Annotated in this window: 2 rRNA genes; both read left to right on the top strand. The window is 52.3% G+C overall.

The annotated features are described in order from the left end of the window. A 23S ribosomal RNA gene (locus tag BLR99_RS22160) occupies positions 1 to 1,064 on the top strand; the annotation flags it as partial. 115 nt (positions 1,065 to 1,179) lie between these two features. After that, positions 1,180 to 1,292 (top strand): 5S ribosomal RNA (gene rrf / locus BLR99_RS22155). The last annotated feature ends 53 nt before the right edge of the window (positions 1,293 to 1,345 follow it).

Raw genomic sequence — 1,345 nt, 5'->3', positions numbered from 1 at the left:
GCCTGCCCGGTGCTGGAAGATTAAATGATGGGGTGCAAGCTCTTGATTGAAGTCCCAGTAAACGGCGGCCGTAACTATAACGGTCCTAAGGTAGCGAAATTCCTTGTCGGGTAAGTTCCGACCTGCACGAATGGCGTAACGATGGCCACACTGTCTCCTCCTGAGACTCAGCGAAGTTGAAATGTTTGTGATGATGCAATCTCCCCGCGGAAAGACGGAAAGACCCCATGAACCTTTACTGTAGCTTTGTATTGGACTTTGAACGGATCTGTGTAGGATAGGTGGGAGGCTTTGAAGTGAGGACGCTAGTTCTCATGGAGCCAACGTTGAAATACCACCCTGGTGCGTTTGAGGTTCTAACCTAGGTCCCTTATCGGGATCGGGGACAGTGCATGGTAGGCAGTTTGACTGGGGCGGTCTCCTCCCAAAGCGTAACGGAGGAGTTCGAAGGTACGCTAGGTACGGTCGGACATCGTGCTAATAGTGCAATGGCATAAGCGTGCTTAACTGCGAGACTGACAAGTCGAGCAGATGCGAAAGCAGGACATAGTGATCCGGTGGTTCTGTATGGAAGGGCCATCGCTCAACGGATAAAAGGTACTCTGGGGATAACAGGCTGATACCGCCCAAGAGTTCATATCGACGGCGGTGTTTGGCACCTCGATGTCGGCTCATCTCATCCTGGGGCTGTAGCCGGTCCCAAGGGTATGGCTGTTCGCCATTTAAAGAGGTACGTGAGCTGGGTTTAAAACGTCGTGAGACAGTTTGGTCCCTATCTTCCGTGGGCGCTGCAGATTTGAGGAAGCCTGCTCCTAGTACGAGAGGACCGGAGTGGACACACCTCTGGTGTATCGGTTGTCACGCCAGTGGCATTGCCGAGTAGCTAAGTGTGGAAGAGATAACCGCTGAAAGCATCTAAGCGGGAAACTCGTTTCAAGATGAGATCTGCCGGGGCCTCGAGCCCCCTGAAGAGTCGTTCAAGACCAGGACGTTGATAGGCTGGGTGTGGAAGGCGTGCAAGCGCTTAAGCTAACCAGTACTAATTGCTCGTGCGGCTTGACCCTATAACTTTGACAAATCCGTCAAGTTGTTATGCCAAGTGACGCAATCAAACACACAAGCTGATTTGCTCTATGAATTCGCCGTCCTGCACACAATGCTCGACAGCAACCCTTTATGCCTGATGACCATAGCAAGTTGGTCCCACTCCTTCCCATCCCGAACAGGACAGTGAAACGACTTTGCGCCGATGATAGTGCGGGTTCCCGTGTGAAAGTAGGTCATCGTCAGGCTCCTACAGCCCAAACCGCCCTCAGATCATCATTGGTCTGAGGGCGTTTTGCTT

Origin of the sequence: Paracidovorax citrulli, from assembly GCF_900100305.1 — a bacterium.
Classification (GTDB): Bacteria; Pseudomonadota; Gammaproteobacteria; order Burkholderiales; family Burkholderiaceae_C; genus Paracidovorax; species Paracidovorax citrulli.
The sequence above is the reverse complement of the archived record's forward strand: the minus strand, read 5'-3'. Positions and strand labels throughout refer to the sequence as shown.